The 23,488-nt window shown below is 38.8% G+C and carries 21 protein-coding genes; 3 read left to right on the top strand and 18 right to left on the bottom strand.

Annotated features, from left to right (window positions below):
• Positions 1–201 precede the first annotated feature (201 nt).
• From C509_RS0120645 to C509_RS0120610, 8 genes are all read right to left on the bottom strand, one after another.
• The gene (locus C509_RS0120645) at positions 202–960 is read right to left on the bottom strand and encodes an ABC transporter ATP-binding protein (RefSeq protein ID WP_018708839.1); all 759 of its coding nucleotides are present in this window, start codon (positions 958–960) and stop codon (positions 202–204) included.
• A 3-nt stretch (positions 961–963) separates the two neighbouring features.
• Positions 964–3,282 carry an ABC transporter permease gene (locus C509_RS0120640; protein ID WP_018708838.1) on the bottom strand — a complete coding sequence of 773 codons (2,319 nt, stop codon included), beginning with the start codon at positions 3,280–3,282 and terminating at the stop codon, positions 964–966.
• 23 nt (positions 3,283–3,305) lie between these two features.
• Complete coding sequence (locus tag C509_RS27115) at positions 3,306–3,533, bottom strand: hypothetical protein (protein ID WP_018708837.1); 228 nt, start codon at positions 3,531–3,533, stop codon at positions 3,306–3,308.
• Between the two features lie 4 nt (positions 3,534–3,537).
• Positions 3,538–4,185: a TetR/AcrR family transcriptional regulator gene (locus C509_RS0120630; protein ID WP_018708836.1), complete on the bottom strand. Its 648-nt coding sequence runs from the start codon at positions 4,183–4,185 to the stop codon at positions 3,538–3,540.
• Positions 4,186–4,867: 682 nt separating this feature from the next.
• Complete coding sequence (locus tag C509_RS0120625; protein ID WP_018708835.1) at positions 4,868–6,436, bottom strand: YndJ family protein; 1,569 nt, start codon at positions 6,434–6,436, stop codon at positions 4,868–4,870.
• A complete protein-coding gene (locus C509_RS0120620; protein WP_018708834.1) occupies positions 6,405–7,016 on the bottom strand; it encodes a DUF4166 domain-containing protein in 612 nt (203 codons plus the stop codon). Before C509_RS0120620 ends, C509_RS0120625 begins: the two co-directional genes overlap by 32 nt.
• Complete coding sequence (locus tag C509_RS0120615; protein ID WP_018708833.1) at positions 7,016–7,930, bottom strand: DoxX-like family protein; 915 nt, start codon at positions 7,928–7,930, stop codon at positions 7,016–7,018. The genes C509_RS0120620 and C509_RS0120615 overlap by 1 nt, the downstream gene beginning before the upstream one ends.
• A gap of 682 nt (positions 7,931–8,612) precedes the next feature.
• Entirely contained in the window at positions 8,613–9,575 is a 963-nt protein-coding gene (locus C509_RS0120610) for a helix-turn-helix transcriptional regulator (protein WP_018708832.1), read from the bottom strand.
• 108 nt (positions 9,576–9,683) lie between these two features.
• Here C509_RS0120610 and C509_RS0120605 point away from each other — a divergent pair, with 108 nt between their 5' ends.
• A complete protein-coding gene (locus tag C509_RS0120605; protein ID WP_018708831.1) occupies positions 9,684–10,217 on the top strand; it encodes a dihydrofolate reductase family protein in 534 nt (177 codons plus the stop codon).
• A gap of 602 nt (positions 10,218–10,819) precedes the next feature.
• A complete protein-coding gene (locus C509_RS26640) occupies positions 10,820–10,978 on the top strand; it encodes a hypothetical protein (RefSeq protein WP_018708830.1) in 159 nt (52 codons plus the stop codon).
• Positions 10,979–11,285: 307 nt separating this feature from the next.
• Here the strand turns inward: C509_RS26640 and C509_RS0120595 are convergent, their stop codons facing one another.
• Genes C509_RS0120595 through C509_RS0120575 form a run of 5 tightly spaced genes read right to left on the bottom strand, consistent with a single transcriptional unit; the run spans position 11,286 to position 16,783 of the window.
• Complete coding sequence (locus C509_RS0120595) at positions 11,286–12,038, bottom strand: SDR family NAD(P)-dependent oxidoreductase (RefSeq protein ID WP_018708829.1); 753 nt, start codon at positions 12,036–12,038, stop codon at positions 11,286–11,288.
• 22 nt (positions 12,039–12,060) lie between these two features.
• The gene (gene lpdA, locus C509_RS0120590) at positions 12,061–13,443 is read right to left on the bottom strand and encodes a dihydrolipoyl dehydrogenase (protein ID WP_018708828.1); all 1,383 of its coding nucleotides are present in this window, start codon (positions 13,441–13,443) and stop codon (positions 12,061–12,063) included.
• 12 nt (positions 13,444–13,455) lie between these two features.
• The gene (locus C509_RS0120585; RefSeq protein ID WP_018708827.1) at positions 13,456–14,790 is read right to left on the bottom strand and encodes a dihydrolipoamide acetyltransferase family protein; all 1,335 of its coding nucleotides are present in this window, start codon (positions 14,788–14,790) and stop codon (positions 13,456–13,458) included.
• A gap of 12 nt (positions 14,791–14,802) precedes the next feature.
• Complete coding sequence (locus C509_RS0120580; RefSeq protein WP_018708826.1) at positions 14,803–15,783, bottom strand: alpha-ketoacid dehydrogenase subunit beta; 981 nt, start codon at positions 15,781–15,783, stop codon at positions 14,803–14,805.
• A gap of 19 nt (positions 15,784–15,802) precedes the next feature.
• Positions 15,803–16,783 carry a thiamine pyrophosphate-dependent dehydrogenase E1 component subunit alpha gene (locus C509_RS0120575; protein WP_018708825.1) on the bottom strand — a complete coding sequence of 327 codons (981 nt, stop codon included), beginning with the start codon at positions 16,781–16,783 and terminating at the stop codon, positions 15,803–15,805.
• A 174-nt stretch (positions 16,784–16,957) separates the two neighbouring features.
• On the opposite strand from C509_RS0120575, the gene C509_RS24365 reads away from it, so the two are divergent.
• The gene (locus tag C509_RS24365; RefSeq protein WP_018708824.1) at positions 16,958–18,622 is read left to right on the top strand and encodes a sigma-54 interaction domain-containing protein; all 1,665 of its coding nucleotides are present in this window, start codon (positions 16,958–16,960) and stop codon (positions 18,620–18,622) included.
• Positions 18,623–18,659: 37 nt separating this feature from the next.
• On the opposite strand, the gene C509_RS0120565 is transcribed toward C509_RS24365, so the two are convergent.
• The 5 genes from C509_RS0120565 to C509_RS0120545 form a co-directional block, all read right to left on the bottom strand.
• A complete protein-coding gene (locus tag C509_RS0120565; RefSeq protein WP_018708823.1) occupies positions 18,660–19,982 on the bottom strand; it encodes a TRAP transporter large permease in 1,323 nt (440 codons plus the stop codon).
• A 12-nt stretch (positions 19,983–19,994) separates the two neighbouring features.
• Positions 19,995–20,483 (bottom strand): TRAP transporter small permease, encoded by a 489-nt coding sequence (locus C509_RS24360; protein ID WP_169509279.1) that lies wholly within the window; start codon positions 20,481–20,483, stop codon positions 19,995–19,997.
• A 27-nt stretch (positions 20,484–20,510) separates the two neighbouring features.
• On the bottom strand, positions 20,511–21,557 hold the full coding sequence (locus C509_RS0120555) for a TRAP transporter substrate-binding protein (RefSeq protein WP_018708821.1): 1,047 nt from the start codon (positions 21,555–21,557) through the stop codon (positions 20,511–20,513).
• Between the two features lie 389 nt (positions 21,558–21,946).
• Positions 21,947–22,699, bottom strand: a complete 753-nt coding sequence (locus tag C509_RS0120550; RefSeq protein WP_018708820.1) for an SDR family NAD(P)-dependent oxidoreductase — start codon at positions 22,697–22,699, stop codon at positions 21,947–21,949.
• Between the two features lie 33 nt (positions 22,700–22,732).
• Entirely contained in the window at positions 22,733–23,191 is a 459-nt protein-coding gene (locus tag C509_RS0120545) for a VOC family protein (protein ID WP_018708819.1), read from the bottom strand.
• Positions 23,192–23,488 lie beyond the last annotated feature (297 nt).

Here is a 23,488-nt window from a genome sequence, read left to right as displayed (position 1 = left end):
TAGAACCTAGAAATCCCGCAGAATTATGGCGTGATAAAAAATTGAAGCTCGTACAGATCCAGCCTGAATTTGGATTGATTTTGCGATTGAACCAAGATTGAGTATATATTGCTCGACTACTCTTTTTTCTCCATGCTCTTTCCTCTTATGTACAGACTATTTAACAGTAGGTACCGATTTTTTAGCAGACAGATTAACATATTATATTCCTATTTCCCGCATTTTTCCCATGATTCTTTTCATCCTGTCATCAATATCTGTGCCGTTGAATCTCTTAAACCGCATTTCGCTTACGATTTTTCCGTCGTACATAAACATAATACGCTCAGTCCTAGCTGCAATCTTAGCGTCGTGAGTGACTAGTATAATCGTAGTACCTTCTGTGTTAATTTCAGAAATGATATCCATAATTTCCTGTGCAGATTTTGAGTTAAGTGCACCAGTCGGTTCGTCACCGAAGATAATTTTTGGACTGCCCATAAGTGCGCGGCATATTCCCGCACGCTGAAGCTGTCCTCCCGAAACCTGGGTAATATCACGCTTTTCCAGTTCCGCAATACCAACCTTTTTCATAAGAGTTCTTGCTTTTTCAGTAATCTTTGCAACGTTTTTTCTGTTATCCCGCATGGAAGGTAGAATGATGTTATCGAGAATGTTCAAGCTTTTAAGTAAAGTCGGCTGCTGAAAAACAAAACCCATTTTTGTTCTACGTATATCGGCAAGCTCCTTTTCATTAAGTGTTGATAGATCCCTGCCGTCAATAGAAACTGTTCCGCCGTCAATTTCGTCCATTCCACTCATCGCATACATCAGTGTCGATTTACCTGAGCCAGAAGGACCCATAACCGAAACAAACTCTCCCTCGTTTATTTCAATGGATACACCGTCGAGGACATAGTTCTTTTCATCGCCTACTCCGAAAGATTTCATTATATTATCACCGATAATAATCTTCTTCATAATCTACTCCTTCATATTTTCGGATATTTTTATTTGTCCCGCACTCGATGTACCGATAATTGTTGCGATAAGTACTGAACATATCATCATCAATGGACATAATAGATACGCAGAAAGCGGATTTACAACAAACTTAAACGACGCCGCTCCAAACCATGAGATGACCGCGCTTGCAAGTACCTCTCCAAGTGAGTTTGCCAGAAGCGTCCCAAAAACAATTCCTACAATCAGAACAAACACCGAACGCGAAACATACTGTATGGTAATATCCGAGTTTGTAAAACCTAACGATTTCATTACGGCAATGGAGTATCTATCTTTTGCGATAAGCATTTTCATAAACAAAAGTGTAACCAATACTGTTATTATTAGTGCAACGACAATTGATGCATAAGACGCCTTTCCGACAGAGTTTATAGTCGATCCGTATGTCTGTCCAATAAATTCATCAATGTCCGAAACCTTCGCATAATTAAATCTATCCGTATATTCCAAAACTTTACTGCCGATAAGAGATTGATCTGAAAGCTTAGCACAGATCACATACCACATAATATCGGCCGAATTATCGGTAAAAACAGCCTTTGCTGTTTTACCCCCATTGGTTATGTCGGAATAAATGCCGCTGACTACGAGATTCCTTTCCTCCCCCTCATTCACTAAAGTAATGATGTCTCCAACTTTTTTGTTTAGCTCATCAGCGTTCATTACCGAAAGCGCAATTTCATCTACTGAGCCGGGTGCAGCGCCATCGGAATAATCGACTGGAAATATGGAATGGTCGCCAAGCTCTATTTTTAACCTTTCCTCCGTACCATCCTCCAGCCTTATGTTAAATGTCTTTGTTGTCAGCAGAGCATACTTCGAAATCGCACTATCGCTGATCATTGTTTTTATTATTTCCTCAGCCTTTTTAGACATATTATCGGTCTGCTGGATGTCAATACGCATATCACTATTCCCTATCCCCATATATGTGGTAAAGCTTTTTGAAGAAATGGTGTTATACAAGTTCTGTGGAACAATAATGATAAATGCTGATATCATCAGCACTACAAGCATTGTGGCGTACAGCTTTTTCCTTACAAGAACATCTTTGATACCGAGAAAAATATTCGTATTAAACAGTCTGTTTCCACTCAGAGTAAAACGCTTGACTCCCACGGTTTTCTCCTGTGAAGTGCCAAATCGAATAGCTTCGGTGGCAGATATTTTTCGAAAGCGTCTTAATACTATGTTTACATAGGCAATAATTGCAAAGAACACAAGTAGTATACCTACTATTCCGAATAAATTGGCGAAAGAAGAATTTTCACTTTCCCCCATATAAAGCCGTATATTCTCAAGAAGCATACCTCTGTACACAAATGAAAGTGCAAATCCGAGTATACAACCAGTTGCTGCAATCACTGTATACTTCGCAAGATAAATCTTTTTTATGTCGGAAACACGTAGCCCTATTGCTTTCATAACACCTATTTCGCGGTAGTCGTCTTCGATTTTCGCAAGAAGTGTAAAACGTATGCACATAAATGCGATTGCAACGACAAGGACACTTACAAGGAATATGACCGCAATCATCAAACCATCGGAAATCGCATTAAGCATCTTGAATAGCGGATAAGTGATTGTCGGTCCGTTTGCTTCAAGTCCTGAGGAGGTGTAGTCAGTTTCAAATGCGCTAATTTCAGACAAGTCCTTTAATCTAAACTCAATCAGATATTCCGTACTTCCGACACCCTTTATTGCCGCGTAATCATTTTCGCTCACAAGAAACCTCTTTGATGAAGCAAGTAACGAATTCATCTGCGAATCACGAAGAAATCCCGCAATGGTAAATTTCTTTCCGTCTACCACAACTTTGTCACCGACATTTGCAGTGCCGTCCTTCATATAACCTACCGGAACATAAATCTCCCCGTCGGATACATTTATGACGTTTCCGCCAAGATCAAGGAGGTAATCAAATTTTTCGCTTTGTGTGCTGAAACCGTTGTCCTGAATATTGTCCACAAGTGAGTTTCCGTCAATTACAATCTTTGCACCATCCACATTGAGAAATTCACTCACCTGAAATTCATCGACATGGCTATTCTGTTCCGCAAAATCCGCAAGCCGTACAGTATCAATATCGCCCGAATGCATCTGCATAAAATGCGGAGTTTTCGCCTGCTTCATAAGTGTATCAATCGCACCCGAAAGATTTACAACAAGTATCGCCGAGAGAGCAACAAGCGCAGCCGCTACAGCGACAAATATCGTAGTTGTTAGTGTGATCAGTTTGCTTTTTGAAATATCATTTCGGATTATTCTTTTATACATAAGTCACCTCTTTATTCTAGTTTTTAAAGACTAGAAGTCACACATGATAAAGCTCCAGGAATCCTGCTCCTCCACCGCTGCCCGTAGTGATGGTTCCTTCCTACACTGTCAACAAGCAAGATGACAAGCTCCATGGCCGATGCTTTTCCCGTCTGCTGGAAAACATAAATCCCTAACCCAAATGACGTAAAACCTCCTCCTATAGCGGAAATGAAATGATCCAACCATAGCAGTTTTTTGAAAGATTTCACCGAGTTATTTATTGGTGTCTCCCTCTTCCATACCAAACACCTTCAAAGTATCCATCAAACTTCCGCTTTCAGCACCAAGCAGCCTTTCTACATTGCAGATAAAGGCATGCATTCTTGAAAAGCGTTCCTCGTTTGTCATAGAGACCATATCGCCATCAAAAACGGTCGTTGCATAAATAACAACCATTTCCATACACTCATATGGAAATGGCGTACTGAACATTCCCTGCTCAATTCCTTCTCGGATGATCTCTGTCAATATCGGCGGAACATCAGTGATGATGACTTTTTGTATTTTTTGATGCATAAGCGCGTTCTGCGGCTGATGAATGTGCTCCATAATTTCTGTGCTGCTTTCTCCATTTATGTTCAGTGCCATAACAACGCGGATAATACGCTCAACTACAGGCATGCTCTTGTCTGCAGCAATTTCCTGAGCCGCTCCCAAAAGACGAATATTATAACGCTCAATCAGCGCGTCCATAATATCCTCCTTCGACTTAAAATGGTGATACAATGTTCCCCGCGCAATACCGACCTTTTCGAGAATATCTCTTGTTGTTGTCGCGTCAAAACCTTTCTGGCCGAAAAGCTCATCCGCCGCATCAAGTATTTCGTTTCTGCGCTCCTCGGCTTTTTTTATAACTCTCATGTTTTACAACTCCTCAACAGACCGACTATCGGTCTATTTTTATGTAATCATCCTATCATATTCTTCTTTGAAAATAAAGTTCCACTTGAAATAAATAATCAGAATTCCAAGAGGAGTGTTCGGATTTCCGGGGCCTTATATATCCATTACGTAATACATTCTTAAAACATACTAAAAAGGATTGACTCCGTTTTTATACAGGAGTCGATCCTGTTTGTTTCACATCTACTATTGCATCAAGAAAGGATTTTGTTTTGTTGAATGAAAAAACATAGGATCATACCCAGACAAAAAAATCGCGACATCTTTATAAGCGCCACATATTCCTATTTTGCAAACTAGAACAGATTAGGCTTTTAGTCCAACAATCCTGACCAAACTTTGACAGAGTGGAGATTTAAATATGGACTCATGTTTATCAAAACGCACTACGTTTTTTAATTTTTAATGCTCTTCATTGATTAGAGATTAAAAAATGATTTAATCTCACTTTTATTCTCGGTCATCTGAATCGTGAAACATCCTTGATCATTGTTTTAAAGGTGATTCCCCAATCACATTTCATCCCAAGATTCTTTTTAAATGTTTCATTTGGGGTGGTGTAAATATGCGTCTTAAAAAAAGATAATGGACGGTCTTTAAGTATGTAGTCAGACGGTCTGCTTCATAATTATTCATTTACTTAACCAGCCGACACGATATTTTGAATTATTTTGTATTCTATTTGTAAGAAAGGGATCCCAAAAATTCGCATTTTGTGTTGTGCTATAAGTGATCCCGAACCTGTCTCTTTTATTAAGAAGTGCTCGGATAACGGTAGCTTGAAAAGAGTTTTGCCAACTGCTAAATAAATACCTGGGTCCCCTTTTCCCTCGCTCGAGAGTATCAGAATACCATCAACAACTTCAAGCTGTAAAATACCTATCATTGATGAATAAGGCAGAGGAAGTGCAATATTCATATACGTCCTGCCCTTCGTTTCATGCTGAGAGTAAATGGCTACAAATACGATATTATTCTTCACCCGGCGAATCCATGCACGTGGATTTTTCCTTCCATCAACTGTTGGATCAACAGCTTGTATTTTAAATGTCATCTCAGTAAGGTCACTTGAAATGGGTAAATTTAGCTGCTGAAGTTGCGTACTTATTATTTTGTAGCAACTTGCTAACGGCTTAAACCAGGTTGCCCATTTTACAGAAGCAAATAACTGATATTGATCGGTTTGCTCATAAAAATCAACAATCGTTTTAGGTAATGTTTTTGTATTTACGAAAACACTTAAATCATCCACTAATCCTGATTTTCGCTTACCTGCTCCTTTTAGCGTTCCTCGCATTTGACTCACTGGAAAGTTAAAGATCTCCTGCTTCGTTTCAGGTGGTGCCAACACCCAGCCGACTACGCCTAACATTCCAAATAGAATACTGTTAAATAAGCCATGGAATCTTAGCATAAAATCAATACTAACAAACCAATGTCCAAACGCGTTTTGTGTTGCATAAAGCAATGAAAAAAAGATTGTAATGCCAAGTATACTGTATGAGGTCCTTATCAAAACTGCCTGCACAGTTGAAGCAAAACTAGTTCTGTATGCAAGTACGATCAAGGTGAAAATGGCAAAGATGTATAGCAATACAGAGATAAATTCAAGTAAAGGCAAAGCTGTGATACCAATCGCGACGAGCATAGGACCCGCTAAGATAATAGGTACAATCAAACGGTACCATTTTGAATCATGTAAGCGTCCAAAAAACCCAAGAGATATGGGTAGTAAAAAGGCGGAGTAATGAAAGTGTATAGCTGTTAACCAAGTGATCAACGGACTGAAACCTGTATCAATTTTTGCGACATAAGCAAAGAACCATAGTCCCCCTATAAATAGATACATCATGCCGATGTCGATTGAAATTTCAGCCCAATTTGTAAAGCCACGGTTAAAAAATCGCTTAAGTCCATAAAACGCTACAAAAAAGGTGAAGAGTACATAAATAAAAGCGAGAACCATCTGCCCTGTACTTGACGGGACAACTTGCAATAAAAAGATAGAGAGCATTGCAATCCAGGTGAAAATAATATGTTTCCTCTTTACTTCAAATATTAATTGGAGCATGATAGGAACGAAAACCAACTGTGCAGCCGTCAGCATTAACAAGTAAGATTTAGCTGTAAAAATGATGCTTGCTATGAAAAATAACATACCTGCAAGTGTGATTGGATTAAAGAGACTGCGCTTTAAATTCGCCTTCATAAGCCATCAGCCTTCCTATAATTCGGTTATGTATGTCGACTTGAATCGTAAATGCTCCCTGGACATCATCATATCCTTCCTCAACAGTCACCACGCCTTCTAACAAGCGAAAAATTGGGAGTTCTAGGTTGCCCATCACAACACGTTGAGCACCAGAGGTAATACGCATGCGCCCTTCAGATGTCACCCTAAATGTTAAATCAGAATAAAATAAGCTTGGTTCCCCTAAATAATCCTTTACGACTCTACGCTTTGGATCAAGGGTCATAAATGCATTAAAATGACGAGTAACTTTTTCAAAATAAAAAGTACGTTCCCAATATAATTCCGTTTCACCGGTCGGCAATGATCGACAGGTATTTTTGATTGTAAACGGTACATCCTTTCCGTTTTCGGGAAACAGAAATTGCCAGCGGGCTGCTAATTTTAAAAACGGTTTTAGCCAGATACCACCCGATTCAATTTTTGTCATCGTCCCACTCCCATAAAACGACTCACCTATCTGAAGTGAATAACGGGATTGCAGCTTTGGATGAAGCCTTTGAAAATCCTCACCCAAGAGATCTTTATAAATTGTCACTATGTAACATCCTTTCTTGTCCTCTTGCAACTGGTTGCCGATGGCAAATCCCTCGATATTAAGAAACCAATAATGGAAAGGATCCAAAGGCTAGCATTTAAGGTCACAGGATTAAACGGATGTAATGAAAGCGAAGGACTGGCGATTAATACACTGATCGTTAATATCGGAAAAGCAATGATCTGCAGAGCATGTAAATGTCTTTTCTTACGATAAAGAACCCAAACCCCCGCAAATAAAACCTCAAGAATGCCTATTATTCCTACACCCTTTATAACAGCAGTCCCCTCCAAGGAAGTTAAACTAGACAGCATAGATACTTCCTCAGGGCTTTTAATAATGATTTTTGGAACAAGTCCATGATAAAGCCAAACAAAGAAAAAGAGCATGGTTACTATAACATTCATAAAGAGACGTATATATTGTATACGTGGCAACTCCCCCTTTTCAATCCAGCGTTTCAGTACATCAAAACTAAGAGCCGTCGCCCATCCCATCACGGGGCGAAATACGAGGTCTAAAATGCGCCCAAATGAACCAAAACGTACATCATAGTCATACTGAGTGAGAAATTTAGTACCTTTATTTGTCGGTATATACTGCCAATATCCTTTCCCTTCAGAAATGGGAGAAATTTTTTGATCAGTACCAAAGTGAAGAGAAGATGTTTTGGTACCATCCTTCTTACTATGCATACCGATGCTTTTACCCCAGCCCGCAACTTTTACCCCACATCCCAATTTCGTCTCATATAAAAAGGATTGCGGCTCATTATTTGAATTCTTCGGCAAATAGGTAATAGAAGAAAAACGTAAATCCCATTGTTCGTGCAATTCAGGATTTTGAGTCATCTCCCATACTTCGTCTATAGTTGCCTGAATGGGTATTTCCACATAAATGGGTTTGGCTTGCATAAATGTCACCTCTATTAATAAAGTAACACATCCCTCCATACCTATTGCCGGAAATCGTGAAATTGTTGTTAAAATACTGAAGTTTTAAATCCATTTTTTATCTTATTGTATTAGGCAATTATTGGCCCAATCTCAAAAAGACGCGTTCCAATATAAACGCGCCCGATTATGTATAAAAAGTAATACAATTTCATAAATCACGATTTTCTGAGTTTCCTTTACAAAACATCGTCCTTACAACAAGTCATCCCTACTTCATTATTCAGTACCTCTTGTGCTAATATCTGTTTTTCTAAACTCGCAAATTTACGGAAATGAGGATAGCTTCCAAGACAGATTTTTTCAAAAACCCTATCCTTAAGCGGATGATTGTTCACGACCATCATACTGTAAAAAAACACTGTGATGATTTAACCCTTACACTTTTTCTAAAAGAAAAAGCCGAGTAAAATAGTATTTTCATTTCTTACTGAAGATTAGAATTAATAACGTTTGTATTTTCTTTTTTGGATTAATAACGATGATTAACACTTCTACTTAAATAAAAAATTGCGTTATACATATAAATCGATTAAGCTGCCGTTTATTAAGCCAAAAAAACATTAAAGAATTGGTGGATAATGATTGGGATGACCTCATTTAAGATAGAATTAACTCCATGATAAACATACAGTTAAGATTTTTATTTATTTTTATAAAATTCAATTACGGACATTGCTGCCGATACAACTTTATCGGAAAGTTCCTCCGGCGAAATCACCCTGATTTTATTTGCAAATCCTAAGATGAACTCGACAGCCTCTTGCTGATCATTAAACCTTAAAGTCGCTGGTATCCATTTATCTTCGTTAGGATTTTCTCTTTGTATAAATTGAACAAACTTGCCTGTAAAATTGATTCTTTGAATAATGGCCGGATGTATTTCTACCTGTACATCATATTGGGGTAAATTTTGTATAAACTCCTTCTTGGATTGCTCCCAGTAATCCGCCAAATTGAAATTAAGCGGTCTTTTAAAAGTTTCGTCTTCAACCTTTGCTGTGTGTATACGTGATACCCTGTAATTACGAAGTTCTCCATTTCTTGATGCCACTAGATACCATCTATTCCCTTTTGCTACCAATCCTAATGGTTCAATCAGTCTTTCTTTTTGTTCCCCGTCGGCCTGTTCATAGAAAATTTTTAGCTTTTTACTTTCCCAAACTGCTTGTTGGACCGTTTTCAGAGCATGTACTTTTTCTTTGGATTGACGCCAAGTGCTCGAATCTATATGAATTCTTTCCCAGATCGCTTGTGCTTCATCTCGAAAAGTCCCAGGAATGGCTGCAAGTAACTTTTGCCTAGTATCTAATGCTTGGATATTTAACCCTAAGTCTTCGAGTAATTTTCCTGAAGGGAAAAGGAATAGAGATTTTATGTCATCTATGTTTAATCCACTTAATTTACTGCGAAAGTTGTCTAACAGACGCCATCCTCCCTCTTTTCCCCTATCAGAAACAATGGGTATCCCTGCATTACTTAATGCATCCATGTCTCTAAGGATCGTTCTATCTGATACCTCCAGTTCATTAGCCAATTCTTTTGCTGTCATTTTCCCCCTATTTTGCAACAAAATCATAATATTCATTAATCTATCTGCTCTCATAAAACCTATCCCTTCATATAAAAGTAAAAATTAATTTTATTAATATGACAAGAGATGTCGTGTTTCAATCATATACTTATTTAAAAGACACGGAAAGGAGATAGATTCATGACTCAAAATCGAAATGTCATTTTATTCATTGCATCAAGTTTAGACGGCTACATAGCTACAAAAGAGGAGTCACTTGAGTGGTTATTTAAAGTAGAAGGTGAAGGGGATAACGGGTATTCGGAGTTTTATGATACGGTTGATACCGTTTTAATGGGGAAAAAAACTTACGATTGGGTAATAAAACAAGATTTAAAGGAATTTCCATATAAAAATAAAGAATGCTATGTGTTTACAAGGTCTACTATTGAAGATACTGAAGATGTAAAATTTGTCAGCCCTGATATAACTGATTTTGTTAATGAGCTAAAAAGCCAACACGGCAAAAAAATTTGGATTGTTGGTGGAGGAGAACTACTACATTCTTTTATAAAAGAGAATGTAGTTGATGAACTCATCGTAACAATTGCACCAACCATAATCGGCAAAGGAATTCCTTTATTTAAAGAGGGTGATTATCAATTAGACCTTTCATTGAAAGGAACAAGGAATTTTAATCAATTTGTTGAATTGCATTATGAAGTTAAAAAGTAAAACGTTTTGACTAGGTACAGCCCTCCTCATAGAAAAAATCCCTAATTTCACACAAAGCAGGGATTTGTTTCATTTTTTAAACGAATACTTTCTGATTCAAGAAATGCTTCTGCTGAATAAGGAGGCTTCCGAACGATTAATAATGTAAACTTCTTAGAGCATGTTAGGTTATACTTTCACAAAGACGAAAATTACTGCGGATGAAAACTCAAATTGAAGTCATCAGACGGTTAGAGGATGCTTGCTATTAACTAAAAAGTTGTCTTTTCTAAACCAGCATAACCAACAAGACATTAAGAATCTTCAATGCAGAAGGCGAGGAGCTTTCCATCAATCATGATTCAATACCATACCCTTTGAGCCGAGAATGGTGATTCACTTAAACAAACCACGGACAGGCTTAGTCAAATCAATGATCAGATTCCGAAAAATGTATACCTCCGCGTCATACATGAAATAATAGCAGTTCTACTAGGAACGTTTGTTGGCCAATTGAGCAGCTGACATTTAACCTTCTGGCTAACAGCCTCAAATGTCAGGTTATATAGAGCATATTGGGTTAATACTAAAATTGTTAAATCAACAAATCTAGGAGGACTAACATGCAACAAGATCAACAAGCTAAAAAGAATTTGAATGCTAGAACGAAACCAGGATTTGCTGGAACCGATGCTAAAAAAGTAAATCAGGAAATCCAGAAAGATATAAGCGAAGGACAAGGTGCAATGACTTCACGAGAGGCCGGAGCAATGCGCGATTAAGCACTATACATCTAAAATTTTAAATTTAATGATGATATCGTAGATATATGACTAAACAGGGACTGATCGGCCTTTTCCTGAGAATAGCCTATCAGTCCCCTATTTATTCAACCATTTTTGTTTGTAAAATGTATAAACATGATTCTGCTCTTATGGACGAGGTCACTTTGAGTTCATATGTATGATGAAACTATTCATCACACTAGGGGTACCCTCTTTAATACTCTTTCTGTATTAATTTTAGCCCAATTACTCAAACTGCATAGAATTCATCTATATAGGTGCGGTCCTCTGCGAAGCTTTGCAATTATCTGCCCAATACTCCGCCGTCAACTGGAATTAAGGTGCCAGTCACATAGTCAGAGGCAGGAGAAGCCAAAAACATGGCAACACCAGCAACATCCTCAGGTGTCCCCCATCTTTTGGCAGGAATTCTTGCTTCTATCTGGGGAGATCTTACTGGATCATTCATAAGATCTGTATTCATTGTGGTTAACATATATCCTGGTGCAATAGCATTCACTTGAATGCCATGTTCTGCCCACTCATTTGACAGTGATTTCGTCAGCTGCAAAATTGCCCCTTTGCTCGTTGAGTAGGCCGCTGCGTTAAAACCGCCCAATACTGAAAGAATAGATCCCATATTGATAATTTTTCCCGATCCCTGTTTCATCATTTCCACCGCAGCTAATCGAGACAGTTCGAAAACGGAAGTGACATTCAATCCCATTATTCTATTCCAGCTCTCTATAGAGAATTCAAAGGCTGGTTTTCTTTGGATTAAGCCTGCGCTATTGATTAATATATCTACAGTCCCACCCAATTTACTTAAAGCCTCTTCAAATGACTTTGTAAGACTTTCTATATTTAACAAATCCGCTTGAACTGTATGGATTTTAGAAGCATCAGCCCCCAATTTATCGCAGATTTCAAATATCCCATCTGAAATATCAATTACTGCCACTTCGACACCCGCCTGGTAAAAAGCCTGAACCATCGAAAAACCTAAACCTTGGGCTCCACCAGTAATTATCGCTTTTTTTCCAGTTATATCAAACATCGTTTCGCCCTCTTTCTATGATCTAAGTGTGGATTCCCTTTCCAATCAGGGCATTTGCAGATTCCATTAATGCTTCTGAAAGAGATGGGTGAGGTTGTACCATTTCTGCAAGTTCATCCACGGTTCCTTCCAAATACATAAAAGCAGAAGATTGGCTAATCATTTCTGTAACATGGGCACCTATCATCACTATACCTAATATTTCACCATATTTCTCATCTACCAAAACTTTGGTAAAACCTTCCGTTTCACCTGAGGCCAATGCTTTACCATTAGTTGAAAATGAATATTTATTTACCTTATATCTAATGCCTTTTTTCTTTATCTCTGCTTCACTCAATCCCACACTGGCAACTTGAGGATTCGTATAAATACAGCGAGGGATGACATTGTATTTCATTTTCTCCTGTTTCTCATCAAGGTTTTTAACAGCCGTCAGCCCTTCTGCGCTGGCGACATGTGCCAATTGCAGCCCGCCGATTACATCGCCAACAGCAAAGTAACCTGCTTTGCTTGTTTCCAAATAATTATTTACTGCAATATATTTGCCATTCATGTCAAGCTCCAGCTCTGAAACCGCTGATAGATTGGGCTGTCGTCCGACAGCCAATAGGACTTCATCGGCTGTAAGAGTGTCTATGTCCCCTTTTTCCGATGTGATGCTGATTGTCTTGCTGTTATCCGTTTCCTTGATGGAGGTAACTTGGTGTTTCGTTAAAACTTTGACACCCTTCCTCTTTAAGTGGTTCAGCAATTCTTTTGAGGCGTCTTGATCCTCCGTAGGTATGATCCTGTCCCCAAGTTCAATAATCGTAACCTGTGTCCTCAAGCTGGAAAAAATATTCGCAAACTCTACTCCGATAACGCCACCGCCGATAATCACGATCGACTGAGGAATCTTCTCAATATTAAAGATTGTATCTGTTGTTTGATAATGTACAGCCTCCAGCCCTTCAATCGGAGGTACAGCGGGCTGGCTTCCGGTGGCAATGATGATTTTCTCTCCGCTAATTTGTGTTGTTTCACTTTCCGTTTTTACTGTCACCTTTTTATCGTGATGGATAGTCCCCATACCATAATAAACATCGATTTTTCCAGCATTTAATAAATGTTCAATGCCGTTTCTCAAAGTAGCGATGACTTGGTCTTTATGCTCAAACATCTCTTCCAGCGAAAAGTCTAGATCACCTGCTTTGATTCCCCAGCTTTTCGCTTTCTCAATACTTTCGATAATTTCAGCATGCTTTAATAAAGTTTTAGAAGGGATACATCCCCTATTTAGACAGGTACCTCCTAAATAATCAGCTTCTACAAGTGCTGTCCTTTTTCCACTTTTCGCTGCTCTTAGTGCGGCGACATAGCCTCCTGGACCACCGCCAACAATTATCACATCATAAAAACTCATACGGTCACCACCTTATACCATCAATTTGTATGGATTTTCCAATGTATCTTTCAATTCGGTCAAGAAGGCGGCTGCAGGTGCCCCATCAATAATTCGATGGTCAAAGGATAGACTCACTTTCATCATCGAACGGACAGCCACTTCACCGTTTAAAATAACCGGTTTATCTTGAATCCGTCCAATTCCCAGGATAGCTGCATTTGGAGCATTAATGATCGGTGTAAATTCATCAATGGCATACATCCCTAAATTGCTAACAGTAAAGGTGCTGCCATGCATGTCATCAGGAGACAGTTTGCCTTCTCGAGCCTTTTTGCCCAAATCTTTAGCTTCTTTTGTAAGGGCCGCTAATCCTTTTTGATCGACATTCCTAAGAACAGGTACAACCAAGCCATCCGGTACAGCTACTGCCATTCCGATATGAATATCTGAATGATAGACGATCTCTTCTCCTTCTAAAGAAATATTAATGCCTGGTTGTTGACTTAACGTAAGAGCTACCGCTTTCATTAAAATTTCATTAAAGGAAATTCTCAGCCCTTCCATCTTTTCAATAACCGTCAATAGATCCTTACGAAGAGACACACATTTTGTCATATCAATTTCTGATACAAGCGTTACATGCGGAGCGGTAAAGGCACTTTCGCTAATTCTATCAGCTATTACTTTTCTCATATCTTTAAAAGGAACACGTCTAGCGGCTTGAATGTCTGCAGGCTGTTCTTCTATGCTGTTCTCAGAGCTCAAAGCTATTAGATCATCTTTTACAATTTTGCCCCTAGGTCTTGTTCCTTGTACATCTCGAAGATCAATCCCCTGGTCCTTAGCGATTTTTTTAGCCAGCGGTGTGATTTTTTTCTTATTTTCCACTAAATAGTTTTCAACATCTATTTTTTGAATTCGACCAAGTGGTCCTGAACCAATAACATCCTTTAAATTAACCTGGTTATCTTCGGCCAGTTTTCTTGCAGCCGGTGTTCTTCTGATCTTTTCTCCCGGTTTTACTGAGTTTTCTTCAGCAATAGCTACTCCTGTAGATGGGTGTTGCTCTTCACTTAATGGATCTTGTGTACTTTGTTCCTTGCCTGCCAAGCTTTCGACTTTTTCACCTTCCTCACCCAAATAAGCAATCACCTCATGAACCTGGACAGTCGTCCCTGTATCATATAATGTTTTCAGCAAAACGCCTGCTGTTTCTGCTTCAATTTCCAAAGTAATTTTATCTGTCTGTACTTCGGCAATCGGGTCTCCTTCTTCAACCGCTTCTCCTACTTGAACCAACCAGGCGACAATGGTACCTTCTTCCATTGTTGCGCCCATTTTAGGCATGACTACCTCTGATGCCATGACTTCGCCTCCTTACTTATTCATTATCTTTCTGCATTCCTGTACAATATCATCTATTTGCGGGACCGCTGCCTGTTCCAATTTCGGATTATATGGAATTGGTGTAGCTACCCCGCCTAAGCGTCTAATTGGGGCATCCAAATAATCGAACACGTCACTTTCAGCAATCATACTTGCGATTTCTGCTCCATAACCGCCCCTTTTCACTGCTTCATATACAACTAGTACACGGCTTGTCTTCTTCACTGATTCCAAAATTGTTTTTGTATCAAGCGGCACTAACGTACGGGGATCGATTATTTCCACGCTTATCCCTTCCTCTTCAAGCTGCTTTGCTGCTTCGAGAGATCGGCTGACCATTATACCGGTTGCTATAATGGTTATATCTGTTCCATCCCTTTTGACGTCCGCTTCACCCAATGGAATTTCATAATCTTCTTCCGGCACCTCTCCTTTAGCATTGTAAAGAAGTTTATGCTCATAGAAGAGTACGGTGTTGTCGTCTTTAATAGCAGCTTTCATTAAACCTTTCGCATCATATGCTGACGATGGCTGAACTACTTTTAAGCCAGGAATATGGGTCATCCAAGCTTCCAGGCTTTGAGAATGCTGAGCAGCAAACCCTGCACCGGAACCACTCGGGAGACGCACAACAAGAGGAACTTTCGCTTTTCCTCCAAACATATACCGCATTTTTGCCGCCTGATTAACGATATTGTCCATAGCAATCACGATAAAATCAGAGAATTGAATTTCAAGAATCGGTCTCATACCTGTCATCGCAGCTCCGACTGCACACCCGCTGATGGCCGCTTCAGAAATAGGGGTGTTTCTAACTCGTTCAGGCCCGAATTCCTCGATCATTCCGTTTGTTAAACCAAAGGCACCTCCATAGACCCCGATATCTTCACCCATAATAAAAACATCGTCATTCTTTCTCATTTCTTGGCACATGGCTTCTTTGATTGCTTCTGAATAAGTAATCTGTCTCACTTTTTTCATCACCTTTCGCTTATGCATAAATATCGGTTGTTAAAGTTTCCAAACTTGGCTCGTTGCTGTTTTTTGCAAATTCAACTGCTTCATCCATCTCAGCTTGAACTTTTTTATCTAATTCGATAAATTCTTCTTCCGTCATCATATTTTCATTGATTAATTGTTCTTTAAATAAAGAAATCGGATCCCGAAGTTTTTTCCACTCTTTCTCTTCATCTCTCGTTCTATATTTTCTGGCATCACTGCGGGAGTGGCCTTCCCATCTATAAGTATGGGCCTCTATTAAAGTTGGGCCTTTTCCGTTTCTTGCCCTCTCCACTGCTTTTGTTGTTGCTTCCACAACTTCTAATACATTATTTCCATTTATGATTTCACTAGGTATACCATATGCAACACCGCGATCCGCTATATTTTCTATATTTGTCATTTCTTTTATAGAGCCCGACATGCCGTACAGATTGTTCTCACAAAAGAAAATAATAGGAAGATCCCAGACTGAAGCAAGATTTAATGACTCATGAAAGGCACCTTCATTAGTCGCACCATCTCCAAAGAAACATAAAACAACATATCCCAGCTCTTTCATTTTGGACGTTAATGCCGCGCCTGTACCTAATGGTAATCCGGCTGCTACAATGCCGTTTGCTCCAAGATTCCCCACATCAAGATCCGCAATATGCATGGATCCACCTTTTCCTTTACAATATCCCGTTTCTTTGGCCAGCAGCTCAGCCATCATTTTTTTGACATCCGTCCCTTTTGCAATACTATGGCCATGCCCCCGATGAGTACTTGTGATTTTATCTTCATTAGTCAAAGGGACACATGCGCCAACAGCCGTTGCTTCTTGTCCGATGCATAAATGCATGGTTCCATGGATTTCCCCTTGCTGATAAAGTTTCTTCAAGGTTTCTTCAAATCTTCTAATCAACATCATATCGTGCAGCATAGATTGTAATTCTTCTTTTGAATAAGAAGATATTTTTAAGTTGGACATAACGTACCTCCTATATTTACACATAATAACTCCTACAATTAATCTATATTGCAATTATCATGCCAATTTTTAGCCCGGCACTTTAGCGATTATTTGTATGTTTATTTGGTAAACTGATGTATAATTGATGAACCGATGCAAAAAATCATCGTTTTTTCAGAAGGAGGAGAGTTTATGGATAATCTGCTGCCCAAAATCAATATCATTGGTGTTCTCACGTTAAGCAAACATGGTGATATTTTATACTCGAACCCATTAGCTCAAAAGTACAGATACTATTTTGATTCCATTATTAAAACAGTATTAAAAGGAGCACAGTCCTTTTGTTTATTGAATTTTCCTGCAGAATTTATGGCTTTTCCTCATAACAATCAAATGGTTGTCTTAATTCAGCCGATTGACCAATTAGTAAGGCTGGAAAAAGAGAAAGATACCTTGCAAAGTCTGAGAAATGAATTGAATGAAGTCATAAATTCATCTTTTGACGGCATCGTTATTTCCGATAAAGAAGGAATTATTATTCACCAAAACCCTTCCTATGAGCAAATCACTGGTTTGTCTACAAAAGACTGTATTGGCCGCAGCTTAAAGGAGCTTGAGGAGGAAGGAGTAATTGATGCTTCAGCTTCTTTGAAAGCATTGAACGAAAACAAAGCTGTCACGATCATCCAAAAAATAAATACTGGCGCTACTGTCCTTGTTTCTGCTGTTCCCATTCGTAACAGGGATGGTGAAATTGAAAAAGTGGTAAACAATGTCAGGGATTTAACGCAATTAAATTCTCTTGAATCAGAAATTCATCATTTAGAGCAGCAAAATCAACAGATACATCAGGAATTAGAGTTGCTGAAAGAACAGAGCGATCCAAAGCTGTCGCTGATTGCCCATTCAGATGTCATGAAAGACGTTTTGGACAGGGCTTTAAGAGTAGCCCAAATTGATTCAGGGGTTCTTATCCAAGGGGCTTCCGGGGTAGGTAAAGAAAAAATTGTGGAATTGATTCACAGCCATAGTGTCAGAAAGGATCACCCTTTAATAAAGATTAATTGCGGGGCAATACCTGAATCACTATTGGAATCTGAACTATTTGGTTATGAATCCGGCTCTTTTACCGGGGCTAATAAAAAAGGAAAAGCTGGGTTATTTGAAGCCTCAAATCATGGCACGATCTTCTTAGATGAAATTGGTGAGATGCCTCTTCCTTTACAAGTTAAACTTTTGCGGGTTTTACAAGAACATGAAATTACAAGAGTAGGAGGAACCAAGCCCATCCCTGTTAATATACGGGTTATTGCGGCAACTCACCGTGATTTATCTGAAATGATAGCCCAAGGGACATTCAGAGAGGATCTATACTACCGTTTAAATATCATTCCAATTAAAATACCTCCATTAAAAGAGAGAAAAGATGATATTATTCCATTAATTTTCCACTTTTTAAATAAGACGAATCAACAATATGGTATCAACCGCAAATTTACAAATGAAGCATTAAATGCTTTTCTACATTTTGAATGGCCCGGAAATGTTCGCGAATTACAAAACATAGTGGAAAGAGTAGCCTTGATGAGCCTAAATCCTGAAATTGGGATTGATGATTTAAAAAAAGAGCTGCAATTTAATAATGATTTGAAACCAGAAGTAAAGGATAAGACTTCTGACTCTTTTACAGTCGGTCTTCAAGTGCAGCCATTGAAAAGCTATGTAGAAGAATACGAAGCGCAAATTATCCGGGAAGTTGTTAAAAACTTTCCCAGCATTAGAAAAGCAGCTACTGCATTGAAGGTGGACCAATCGACTCTGGTCAGAAAAATGAAAAAGTACAAAATTGAGAAGTAAAAGCAAGCATCGCCGACAATTGGCGGTGCTTGCCTTTTTAACCTCCAATTAAATTCGGAAGGAACAACGTAATGGAAGGTACATACGTAATAATTAATAATACAATTAACAATGCACCAAAAATCGGCAGTACATATTTAAACGTTCTTTCAAATGGAATATTTGCGATATTACTGCCGATAAATAAATTGATTCCTAATGGCGGGGTAATCAATCCCAAACTCAGATTCAGACAAACAACCATTCCAAAGTGAATCGGATCAATGCCTAAAGGTAGTACAATAGGCAGTAAAAGAGGTACGAATATTAAAACGGCCGCTACCGTCTCCATAAACATGCCGACAATCAATAAAAAGATATTAATCAGCAATAGTATAATCAGCGGATTGGTTGTCAGGTTTGATATGGCTTCAGCCAAAAATTGTGGTATTCTTTCGATAGATAGGACCTGTCCGAAAAAAGAAGCGGCACTAACAAATATCAATATAGACCCTGATGTACGGGCTGATTGCAAAAATATTTCCAAACAACCGCTCAGAGTAACTTCCTTATATAAGAAAATACATACGATTAGACTATAAACAACAGCAACAACTGCTGCTTCAGTAGGCGTGACAATCCCTCCGTAAATTCCGCCAAGAATTAGAACAGGCGCCAGAAGTGCCCATTTTGCATCGTTAAGAGCTTTCCAGAAACTTACTTTTTCTTTTTCTACAGAAGAAGCCGCAGCTTCCAATACCGCTTTTTCTTCGTTACGGCCAAATCCTTCTTTTTTACAAATAATAAAGTTAACAATGACCAACGCAATAGCAACTAAGATGCCAGGAATAATCCCGGAAATAAACAGATCACTGATGGAAGTGCCGGACATCACGCCGTAAAGAATAAACACGATACTTGGCGGGACAATCGGCCCCAACCCACCAGCACTCGCAGCCAACGAAGCGGCATAACCAGGAGCATAGCCGTTTTTCAACATATATGGAATAAGAATAGCTCCGATACTAGCAACTGTAGCTGCTCCAGATCCTGAAATAGCAGCAAAAATAAAGCTGGCAATTATCGTAATAACCCCTAAGCTTCCTGTCAAAGAACCAACAAAGCTTTGAATAAACTCGACAAGTCTTCTTGCCATTCCTCCTTTACTCATAATATCACCCGCCAGGATGAAGAACGGAATCGCAATTAAAGGGAACGAATCCATTGAACTGAAGGATGTCTGAATAAAAAGCGTGAGCGGAACCGAACCTTCAATAATAACTACCAGGAGACTTGCCGCAGCTAATGCGATGGCAATCGGCACCTGAAGAATGACTAAAACTAGCAAAATAATGAACAACATAAGCGTAACTGTGCCCATGGATATCCCCCCCTATTCTTTCACATCTCTATTTATCAATTTGGGACGTGCTTTAAATAACAAAACGGCCAACCGGATAGACATGAGCAGATAACCAAGCGGGATACCAAGATAAATAATTCCTTTTGCCAACCCCATTGCCGGCGAATTTCCTCCTACCTTCAGCATCGTAATAGAGTAATTAAATCCCACATATGTGATGATTAGAGAAAAGACTAGCCAAACAACTAGGCCTATTGTTGTAATCACTGGCTGTATCTTCTCTGGAAACAAGCCTAATGCCGCCTCAATTTTAATATGAGATTGTGTGGCCGTTACGTAGGCAGCGCTGATAAAAGTCAGCCAGATGAATAAATATCTTGTTAATTCTTCAATCCACATAAAAGAAGTCCCAAAAACATATCTTCCGACGACTTCAATGAACATGATTACCGTCATTATTACTAACAAAAGAACGCAAAATAGCCCTTCTATCGCAAAGATGCTTTTATTTTTGTCCATGCACTCACCTTCAATCTTCATCAAATTTTATTTATCCTTCTTTAAAATCTCCAATGCCATTTTATAGTTTTCTGATCCTACTTTATCTATGTTCTTGTCAATTGCCGGTTGAACCGCTTTCTTAAATAAATCCAGTTCCTCCTCCGTCGGTTCAACAACATGCACCCCTTGTTCTTTCATCGAATCAATTGCTTCTTTTTCAGCTTTAACTGCTAATTCTCTGGCATAGGCGATTTGTTCTGACGCAGCTTTATCGACTACCGCCTTCAGTTCATCTGTTAAGCTATCGTAAAAATCTTTATTGATCATCATAATATGAGGTAGTGGAAAATGCCTTGTAAGTGTTAAATAATCAGCCGCCTCATAGAATCTATCAGCATATATTAGTGGTGTGGTTGTTTGTACACCATCAATTGTACCTTGCTGCAAAGATGTGAAAATCTCTCCATAAGAAATCGGGGTAGGATTTGCTCCCATAGCAGATATTGTTCCCGATTGAAGAGGTGTCGTTGTGCTTCTAATTTTCAAGCCTTTTAAATCTTTAGGTTCGTGTACTTCCCTTTTGTTGTTAGCAATCGCAAAGGAGCCGATACTGTAAGCCCCCAGATAGTAGGCATTAGATTTGCTTTCTAAATCGCGTTTTAAAATCTCCCCATACTTGCCATCAGTTAATTTATACATCTCTGTTTCATCAGAAAATAGAAAAGGTACGTCAAAGATATTGTAAGAATTCACTTGTGCGTTGTTCGCAACGACAAATGCTGCATTTGTCACAACTTCTATTACTCCCGTCTGCAGCATTTCATATTCTATATCTTCTGACGGCGTCAGAGTACCATTACTGTAAATTTGGACTTCGATTTGCCCATTGCTTTCTTCCTCAGCTACTTCCTTAAATTTTTTGTAACCTACATTCAAAAAGTTGTTATCTGAGACAAGATTCGCCATTCTGATTACCACTTTTTCTCCATTAGCGCCCACGGTGCCCTTCTTTTTAGTAGTACCGCACCCCGAAAGAATTAAAATGACAGCGCATAATGATAACAAGATCGGCTTTATTCTTAATTTTTTCACCTTAATCCCCCTTTTTGACCCGTCAAAGCAGGTCAATATCAAGATTGCTAGATAAACCGCAAGTACAATTCTTCAAATTAACGCGATTGCTTGATTGAATAAATTTGAATAAATCCATTTCATGTATTCGCTTCCACATCATTTAAATTTTAAAATCTAATTTCACCTTCTTCTGCCATTGTTTATTTATCTTTAAAATACAATGCAAAAACTATGCCATAATTGATTTCTATTTAATTGCCGATCATATGGTTAGTATTTCATCATGTTTTGATGCATTTTTACAACATTGATGTAAAAATACAAGTAAAAACTGCTAATATAAGCATTAGCAGTTCTTGATCAGGTTGGACTGTTTTCCTTAAGAATGAAAAATTCATTCCTACTCTTTATCTGCCTAAGAACCCACCATCTACCGGAATAACAGCCCCACTAATATAGTTAGATTTATCCGAAGAAAGAAATTCAACTATCCCCGCCAGTTCTTGAGGCTGCCCGAAACGCCCCATTGGTATACGGCTCACTAAAGAGTCATATCTTTCTTTGTCCCCAAGAATATGACGATTCAATTCTGTCTCATAGTATCCTGGTGCAACTGCATTAACATTTATGCCGGCTGCCGCCCACTCGTTCGACAGTGACTTCGTCAGTTGAACCACTGCTCCTTTACTCGCCGAATAGGCAGAAGCGTTAAATCCGCCAAATGTCCCCAAAACTGAAGCGATATTAATAATCTTGCCTTTGCCCCTCTTTTTCATTTCGTTAGCTGCAAGCCGACATAATTGGAACATGGCCGTAACGTTTACATCCAATATCTTTTGAAAACTCTCTGCAGGTAACTCCATTGCCGGCATCGGATGATGGATTCCAGCACTATTGACCAAAATATCAATTTCATTATCCAATGAGGAAAGAGCCTCCTTAAAGACTTCCGGAAGGCGGCTTTGCTCGGAAAGGTCCGCTGAAACTCCTTCTACTTTATACCCTTTGTTCTTTAAACCCTCTACGACTTGAGCTAGTTTTGGTGAGATGTCCACTATGCAAATTTCTAAACCATTTTCGCTGAGTCCCTCAACCATCGCTAAACCTAAACCTTGAGCTCCGCCCGTTACAATTGCTTTTTTCCCACTTAAGTCTTTCAATTTTTCTTCTCCTCTCATTGAATTTTTTCAGCGTTATTCTGGTTTTTCCATTAGCTCTATAATATATCCGTCTGGGTCAAGCATATAAACAGCCTTTGAACCTTTGTTCGTACCAGCAGTAATATGAGCCACCTTTTCGGATTTAAATTTAACTCCTTTTTCCTTCAACTCTTCATACAGAGACTCTAGATTTTCAACTCTCAAGCAAATGTGTCCAGTTCCATAGTCACAAGATCGTGCACTTCCCGGATATGTTTCAATCCCTACATACTCTAGAATCTCTATCACTTGTCCACCTGGGATCTCCACAAAGGCAATTTTAATCTCTTTTAAACCAGGTATTTCAACAATGTCGAAAATATAGTCACTATTGGCTACTTGAGTTGATAAAAGGTTAAAACCTAACAAATCCACATAAAAACCAAGAGCATCCTCCAAATTTTTCACAGTAATCCCGTTATGGATGAAACCAGTCACTTTTCCTTTTTTCATTGTTACGCTCCTTTCGCACATCTTTATTTGAAGCAAGAATCATGCCAAACTGTATTAACTCAATTTCCGAACCCATGAAATAAGTGTTACCATTGATTTACCTGTCATCCCCTCTTTTAAGGGATTAGAACTAAGTTCGTCCATAAGGTATCCTCAGCATGAAAAACAACTGAATTGCAATTAGAAGTAACACGAATGGACTGAATCTATATGGAACAAAAGAAAAAGGCGAAATCCGATTGGATCCGCCCCGAAATTCTATTGATTTTGGATTGAATGTCCTCCGTTCTTATTCCC

The organism is Siminovitchia fordii DSM 16014 = CIP 108821 (genome assembly GCF_000374565.1).
Lineage (GTDB): Bacteria > Bacillota > Bacilli > Bacillales > Bacillaceae_C > Siminovitchia > Siminovitchia fordii.
The sequence above is the reverse complement of the archived record's forward strand: the minus strand, read 5'-3'. Positions and strand labels throughout refer to the sequence as shown.